The organism is Streptantibioticus silvisoli, from assembly GCF_027947535.2.
Taxonomy (GTDB): domain Bacteria; phylum Actinomycetota; class Actinomycetes; order Streptomycetales; family Streptomycetaceae; genus Streptantibioticus_C; species Streptantibioticus_C silvisoli.
In genome coordinates, this window is the sequence record NZ_JAAGKO020000041.1 from 73,107 (window position 1) to 80,937 (window position 7,831).

5 protein-coding genes are annotated in these 7,831 nt (G+C 73.3%); 2 read left to right on the forward strand and 3 right to left on the reverse strand.

The genetic code is table 11. The features are described 5' to 3' along the window. Positions 1-44: 44 nt before the first annotated feature. Together POF43_RS24675 and galU are read right to left on the reverse strand one after the other, a co-directional pair. Entirely contained in the window at positions 45-1,631 is a 1,587-nt protein-coding gene (locus tag POF43_RS24675; protein ID WP_282704759.1) for a molybdopterin molybdotransferase MoeA, read from the reverse strand. Between the two features lie 4 nt (positions 1,632-1,635). Next, a complete protein-coding gene (galU, locus tag POF43_RS24680) occupies positions 1,636-2,547 on the reverse strand; it encodes a UTP--glucose-1-phosphate uridylyltransferase GalU (protein ID WP_271316538.1) in 912 nt (303 codons plus the stop codon). Between the two features lie 62 nt (positions 2,548-2,609). Between galU and POF43_RS24685 the strand changes: the two genes are divergently transcribed. After that, positions 2,610-3,242: a 5-formyltetrahydrofolate cyclo-ligase gene (locus POF43_RS24685; RefSeq protein WP_271324590.1), complete on the forward strand. Its 633-nt coding sequence runs from the start codon at positions 2,610-2,612 to the stop codon at positions 3,240-3,242. Positions 3,243-3,260: 18 nt separating this feature from the next. On the opposite strand, the gene POF43_RS24690 is transcribed toward POF43_RS24685, so the two are convergent. After that, positions 3,261-5,999 carry a penicillin acylase family protein gene (locus POF43_RS24690; RefSeq protein ID WP_271324589.1) on the reverse strand — a complete coding sequence of 913 codons (2,739 nt, stop codon included), beginning with the start codon at positions 5,997-5,999 and terminating at the stop codon, positions 3,261-3,263. A gap of 262 nt (positions 6,000-6,261) precedes the next feature. On the opposite strand from POF43_RS24690, the gene POF43_RS24695 reads away from it, so the two are divergent. After that, positions 6,262-7,831 (forward strand): potassium/proton antiporter (locus tag POF43_RS24695; protein WP_282704760.1); only part of this gene is annotated, 1,570 nt, incomplete at its 3' end.

Here is a 7,831-nt window from a genome sequence, read left to right on the forward strand (position 1 = left end):
GTACGAGTCTGTGCGGTGGCCACCGTACCGGCAGCGGAGCGTGGTCAGGTGAGCAGGACCACGTCGACGTCCGTGCCCGCGGCGACGTCGGTGGTCTCCTCCGGGACGACGATGAGGGCGTTGGCGTGGGCGAGTGCCTTCACCAGGTGGGACCCGGCGCCGCCGACCGGGGTGACCGTGCCGTCGCCGTGGTGGCGGGCGCGCAGGAACTGGCGCCGGCCGAGCGGTGAGCGGGTGACCGCCTCGACGCACCGGGCGCGGACGACGGGCCGGTGCACCGGGGTCATCCCCATCAGGGTGCGCACGACCGGGCGGACGAACAACTCGAAGGAGACGTAGGAGCTGACCGGGTTGCCGGGCAGCGCCAGCAGCGGCACCCGGGCCGGGCCGAGCAGGCCGAACCCCTGCGGTTTGCCCGGCTGCATCGCCAGCCGCCGGAAGTCGACCCCCGAACCACCGCTGCCGGAGGCGGCCGCACCGCCGCCGGAGGAGGAGGCTCCGCCGGCCCCCGCCGCTCCGCCGCTGTCGCCGGACCCGCCGCGGTCGCGGTCGCCGGAGCCACCCTTGCCGTCGCCGGAGCCGGCACCGCCGTCGGCCCCACCACCGTCGCCGGACCCCGCCGCCCCGGAAGACCCCGCCGTCCCGGAAGACCCCACCGCCCCGGAAGACCCCGCCGCCCCGAAGGAATCCACCGCCCCGAACGCCCCCGCCGCCCCGAACGCCCCCGCTCCGCCGAACGGGCCGCCCGACAGCGCCTCCTTGACGACGTCGTACGCGCCGACGCTGACGCCGCCGCTGGTGACCAGGACGTCGGCGCGGCCGAGGTGGTCCTCGATGGCGTCGCGCAGGGCCTCCGCGTCGTCGGTGACGGTGTCGGCGCGGTAGGCCAGGGCGCCGGCGTCGCGGGCGGCGGCGGTGAGGGCGAAGCTGTTGGAGTCGTGGATGCTGCCGGGGGTGAGGGGTTCGCCGGGCGGCACGAGTTCGGAGCCGGTGGAGATCACCACGACGCGCGGGCGCGGCCGGACCCGGACGCGGGCGCGGCCGATGGCGGCGAGCAGCGAGATCTGCGGCGGGCCGACGAGCGTTCCGCTGCCGAGGGCGAGTTCGCCGGCGGCCACGTCGCTGCCGCGCGGCCGGACGTGGGCGCCGGCGGTGGCGGACCGGTGGACGCGGACCTGGCCGGTGGCGCCGGACGGGTCGGCGCTGTGCGCGCGCATGGTGGTGGCCGGGCCCCCGCCGCGGCCGGCGTCGGTCCACTCGACGGGCACCACGGCGTCGGCGCCGGGCGGCAGCGGGGCGCCGGTCATGATGCGGGCGGCCTGGCCGGGGTGCACGGTGGGCAGCGTGGCGTCGCCGGCCGCGATGTCGCCGATGACGTCGAGCACCCGCGGTGAGCCGTCGCGGACGCCGGCGAGGTCGGCGACCCGGACCGCGTAGCCGTCCATCGAGCTGTTGTCGAACGGCGGCAGGGCGACGGGGACCGTGACGTCCTCGGCCAGTACGCAGCCCTGCGCGTCGAGCAGGGGGACGTCGATGGGCTCCAGGGGCGTCAACTGCCGCAGGATGTCCGTCAGATGCTCGTCAACCGTCCACAGCCGGCCCTCGTCGTGGCCGCCGTTCGTTTCGCCCATGGCGTCACTCTTGCATGTCGCCGGTGACGTAGTCGCGCAGCCAGGCGCGGAAGTCGGGGCCGAGATCCTCGCGTTCGGCCGCGAGGCGGACGATGGCGCGCAGGTAGTCGCCGCGGTCGCCGGTGTCGTAGCGGCGGCCGGTGAACAGCACGCCGTGCACCGGGCCGCCGGGGGCGCTGCCGCGGGCGAGTTCGCGCAGCGCGTCGGTGAGCTGGATCTCCTCGCCGCGGCCGGGCGGGGTCTGCTTGAGGACGTCGAAGACGGCCGGGTCGAGGACGTAGCGGCCGATGACGGCGAACCGGGAGGGGGCGTCGTCGGTGGCGGGCTTCTCGACCAGGTCGGTGACGCGCACCACGCCGTCCTCGCCCTCGATGGCCTCGATGGCGGCGCAGCCGTACAGGTGGATCTGCTCGGCGGGGACCTCCATGAGGGCCAGCACGTTGCCGCCGAAGCGTCCCTGGACGTCGATCATGGCGGACAGCAGCGGGTCGCGCGGGTCGATCAGGTCGTCGCCGAGCAGGACGGCGAACGGCTGGTCGCCGACGTGCGGCTGCGCGCAGAGCACGGCGTGGCCGAGGCCCTTGGGGGTGCCCTGGCGCACGTAGTGCATGGTGGCCAGTTCGGCGGACTCCTGAACGCTGGCGAGCCGGGAGGCGTCACCCTTGCGGACGAGGGCCTCCTCCAGTTCGTAGTTGCGGTCGAAGTGGTCCTCCAGGGCGCGCTTGTTGCGGCCGGTGATCATCAGTACGTCGGACAGGCCCGCCGACACGGCCTCCTCGACCACGTACTGGATCGCGGGCTTGTCGACCACGGGCAGCATTTCCTTGGGCGTCGCCTTGGTGGCCGGCAGGAACCTGGTGCCCAGGCCCGCCGCCGGAACGACGGCCTTCGTGATGCGGGGACGTACGTCAGTCATATGGGCACGATATCCGTTGACCAGGTCGGGTGTACGAATCGATGGGACTGGTGAGCGAACTCATGCGTGATCCACAGCCTGATGACAGGGCCCGTGCCCGGCCGGACGACGGCGGCAAACAGCCGCTGCGCGACCGGCTGACGGCGGCGCGACGTGCCCGCGGCCTGCCTGAACGGGCTGCGGCGGCACGGGAGTTGGCCCGGCACGCGCTGGAGCTGCCGGAGCTGGCGGACGCCGCGACGGTGGCCGCGTACGTCTCGGTGGGCGGCGAGCCGGGCACCGGGGAACTGCTGGAGGCGCTGCGCGAGCGCGGTACCCGGGTGCTGCTGCCCGTCCTGCGGCCCGACAACGACCTGGACTGGGCGCGGTACACCGGGCCGGACGCACTGGCCCCCGGGCCGCGCGGGCTGCGGGAGGCGACCGGGCCGCGGCTGGGCACCGGCGCGGTACTGGCGGCCGGCGCGGTACTGCTGCCGGGGCTGGCGGTGGACGCGGCGGGCTGGCGGCTGGGCCGCGGCGGCGGCTCCTACGACCGGGTGCTGGCCCGGCTGGCGCGCGAGCGGACGGGGGCGGGGCCGGCGCTGGTGGTGCTGCTGTACGCGGACGAGGTGGTCGCGGCGGTCCCGAGGGAACCGCACGACCACCCCGTCCACGCGGCGGTCACCCCCGAGGGAGTGCGGCGCTTCGTGCGGTGAGACCCGTGGTGCGGCGGGTCACGGGGTGAGCGTCAGCTTGTCCTGCGTGGACTTGTCCACCTGCTGCGCGGAGAAGTACCACGGCAGCGTCCTGCCCTCGGCCCACAGCTTGGTCTGGTCGGAGTAGTGCGCGTCGTAGGCGTGGCCGGAGGCACCGGTGAGGTTGATCCAGACCGAGGCGTCGAGGTCGCCGAGGTTGACGACCATCCGCATCGACGGCACCCAGGTGACGCCGTAGCCCTCCTGGGCGTTCCAGCCGGTGGCGTCGACCGCGCCCTCGCCGCCGGACAGCTGCCAGGGGCCGCGGTTGAGCAGCCACTTGACCACGGCGGGACCGGAGGTGCCGAGCGTCTGGTTGCGCAGCTCCATGGTGTGCAGCCGGCCCCAGCTCCAGGTGCTGGTGTCCTTGCCCAGCTTGGAGGTCAGCTCGTAGCGGGCGTCGGTCATCGCCTGGAGCAGCAGCGCGTCGCGGTCGGTGGGCTTGGCGGTGCTGGTGGTGGAGACGTTCCACCAGGGGCTGGTGGCGTTCGGCAGCAGGTCGCGGACGACCTCGAACCAGCGGTCGCCGCCGTCCGGCTGGGCCACGTCGGCGTCGGCGGTGCCGCACTCGGTGACCAGCCGCTCCTTGCCGTCGAGGTTGTCGACCGGGCCGGAACCGACCGCGGGCACCCGCAGGCACTGGCCCTGGGGGCGCAGTTCCTTGGGCATCTTGTTGCCGAAGGCCAGCTTGAGGACGTTGCGCCAGACCGCGTTGAAGTAGGCGGCGGCGGCCGAGTCGGAGTCCTGCCCGAAGTCCCAGCCCTCCAGCAGCTGCTGGGCCTGGCGGACGTAGGCGTCCGGGACGTTGATCTTCAGCAGGTACGGCACCAGGAGTGCGGCGATCTCGCTGTTGTCGTCCAGCTGCATGGACTGCATGTCGTCCATGGAGATCTTGCCGCCGCCCTTGATCTTGGAGGCGATCAGGTCGTTGATGCGCTGGCTGCGGGTGCCGTAGTCCCAGTCCTGGGTGAGCAGGTACGGGTAGTCCGGGCCGGTGACGGCCTGGTTGGCGGTGACGATGTAGCCGCGCGAGGGGTTCTCCTCCCAGGGCATCGCCGACTGCGGGACGTAGCCCTTCCAGTCGTAGGAGGAGTCCCAGCCGGGCGCCGGGTAGGTGCCGTCGTCGCCCTTGGCGCGCACCGGGATCTGGCCGGGGGCCTGGTAGCCGATGTTGCCCTTGGTGTCGGCGTAGATGAGGTTCTGCGAGGGGACCGCGAAGTCCCGGGCGGCGGCGCGGAACTGCGTGAAGTCCTGCGCCTTGTCCAGTTCGAAGACCGCCTGCATGGACTTGCTGGGGTTCAGCGCGGTCCAGCGCAGCGCGACGGCGTACCCGGTACTTCGGTCGGGCGCCGCGTTGCCGACCGGCGCGGTCTTGCCGACGTCGGCCAGCTGCGTGTCGCGGTCGGAGACGATCGGCCCGTTGTTGGTACTGCGCACGGTGATGACGCGGCTGGCCCCGCCGGCGACCTTGATGGTCTCCTTGCGGGTGGTGAACGGCACCCACTTGCCGTCGCGCAGGTAGGCGGTGGCGGTGACCTTCTCCAGGTACAGGTCGGTCACGTCGGCGCCCATGTTGGTCAGGCCCCACGCGACGGACTGGTTGTGGCCGATGACGACGCCGGGCATGCCGGAGAAGGTGAAGCCGGCCACGTCGTACGGGCAGGCGGCGCTCACCGTGCGGCAGTGCAGGCCCATCTGGTACCACAGCGACGGCATCGCCGGTTCCAGGTGCGGGTCGTTGGCCAGCAGCGGCTTGCCGGTGGTGGTGTACTTGCCGGCCACCACCCAGGAGTTGGAGCCGATGCCGTTGCTGGCCTGGCCCAGCATGGACGGCATGCTGCCGACCTCGTTCGCCAGCGAGGACAGCTGGTCGCTGACGTTGTTGAACGCGGTGGTGGCGCTGGAGGCGCCGGCCGGCTGCGAACCGGTGCCGCTGCCCGGGGTGTAGGTGGCCTGCGGGGTGCCGGCGCCGCTGACCGTGCCGGCCGGGACGATCGGCTGGTTGCGGCTGTAGGGGTAGGCCGGGTAGAGCTGCGCGATCTGCTGGGTCGTCAGGGTGCTGGTCATCAGCGCCCGGTCGATCTCGTCCTGCATGTTGTCGCGCAGGTCCCAGGCCATCGCCTTCAGCCAGGCGATCGAGTCCACCGGCGTCCACTTGGCCGGCGTGTAGCTGTTCTTCAGGCCGAGCACCGCGTACTCCACCGACAGCGCCGCGCCGTGGTGGTCGGCCAGGTAGGCGTTGACGCCGGCCGAGTAGGCGGTCAGGTACGACCTGGTGGTCGCCGACAGCTCGTGGTCCCACTCCTGCTGCGCGACCTGGTCCCAGCCCAGGGTGCGCAGGAAGGCGTCGTTGCCGACCTGGCTGGAGCCGAACATCTCCGACAGCGTGCCGGAGGTGTAGTGCCGGCGCACGTCCATCTCGTAGAACCGGTCCTGCGCCTGCACGTAGCCCTGGGCGCGGAAGAGGTCCTGCGGGGTGTCGGCGTAGATCTGCGGCACGCCCTGCTTGTCGCGCAGCACCTGGACCGGCCCGGACAGCCCCGACAGCTGGAGCGAACCGGTGGTCTGCGGGAAGGAGGCCCGCACCGTGCTGACGCTCCAGTACGAGCCGAAGCCGATGCCCGCCACCAGGGCGACGACGACCACGACCACGAGGGCGCGCAGCCGACGTCCCTTCTTCTTCGCTTTCGCTGGCGGGGCGGACGAGTTGGCGGGCATCGCTGTCCTTCGCGGGGGCAGGGCGGACCGAGGTACGACCGCCACCATATGGGGCCTGGCTGTACGTGAGGCACGCGGACCCCGGGCGGCGGGGACGGCCGCAGGCGTTCATCCAGCCGCGATACGGGCCGCCGGGCCGGAATGCCAAGATCAGGTAAAATGGTTGCGTGGGGCATCGACACCGTCACCACCGGTGCCGGCCCCGGCACCGGAAGGTGCGCCACCCGCCGGCCCAGGCCCTGCCGACACGGAAGGACCGCAGCTGTCTGTCGAACACCTCAACGCGCTCCTGCTGGTCGCCGCGCTCGTGCTGCTCGTCGCCGTCGCGGCCGTCCGGCTGTCGTCGCGCAGCGGACTGCCCAGCCTGCTGATCTACCTGGGCATCGGCGTCGCCATCGGCCAGGACGGCATCGGGGTCCGGTTCGACGACGCCCGGCTGACGCAGGTCCTGGGGTACGCCGCCCTGGTGGTGATCCTCGCCGAGGGCGGCCTGGGCACCAAGTGGCGGCAGGTCAGGCCGGCCCTGCCGGCCGCCGCCGCGCTGGCCACCTTCGGGGTGGCCGTCAGCGTCGGGGTCACCGCCGCCGCCGCGCACTTCCTGGCCGGCCTCGACTGGCGGCAGGCACTCATCATCGGTGCCGTCGTCTCCTCCACCGACGCCGCCGCCGTCTTCTCCGTGCTGCGCCGGGTGCCGCTGCCGGCCCGGCTGACCGGCGTACTGGAGGCCGAGTCCGGCTTCAACGACGCGCCGGTGGTCATCCTGGTGGTCGCCTTCTGCTCGCACGGGCCGGTCCACTCCTGGTACCTGCTGCTCGGCGACATCGCGCTGGAGCTGGCGATCGGCGCCGCGATCGGCATCGCGGTGGGCATGCTGGGCGCCGCCGCGCTGCGCCAGGTGGCCCTGCCCGCCTCCGGCCTCTACCCGATCGCGGTGATGGCGCTGGCGGTACTGGCCTACGCGGGCGGCTCCTTCGCGCACGGCAGCGGCTTCCTGGCGGTCTACCTGGCCGCCCTCGTGCTGGGCAACGCGGCGCTGCCGCACCGGCCAGCCACCCAGGGGTTCGCGGAGGGCGTGGCGTGGCTGGCGCAGATCGGCATGTTCGTGCTGCTGGGGCTACTGGTGAACCCGGCGGAACTGGCCGGGGACATCGTGCCGGCGCTGGTCATCGGGGTGCTGCTGACGCTGGTGGCCAGACCGCTGTCGGTCTTCGCGGTGATGACGCCGTTCCGCACGCCGTGGCGGGACCGGGTGCTGCTGTCGTGGGCGGGACTGCGCGGCGCGGTGCCCATCGTGCTGGCGACCATCCCGATGGTCTACGCGGTGCCGGACAGCAGGCGGATCTTCAACATCGTCTTCGTGCTGGTCATCGTCTTCACCCTGCTCCAGGGGCCGACCCTGCCGTGGCTGACCCGGCGGCTGGGACTGGCGGAGACCGGCGGCCCGGCCGACCTGGGCATCGAGTCGGCGCCGCTGGAACGGCTGCGCGGCCACCTGCTGTCGGTCTCCGTGCCGCAGGCGTCGCGGATGCACGGCGTCGAGGTCGCCGAACTGCGGCTGCCGGCCGGTGCCGCCGTCACCCTGGTGGTGCGCGAGGGCCGCAGCTTCGTGCCGGACCGCCGCACGATGCTGCAACGCGGTGACGAACTGCTCGTCGTCACCACCGACCCGGTACGCGACCGCACCGAGCGCCGGCTGCGGGCGGTGGGCCGCGGCGGCAAGCTGGCCGGCTGGCTCGGCACCCCGGACGACGACGGCCCGGCCTCCTCCGGCGGCCAGGGGTCGGGGTCGACCCCGATGCGGTGGGCGCGGCGGGGAGCGGGTGGGGGGGCGC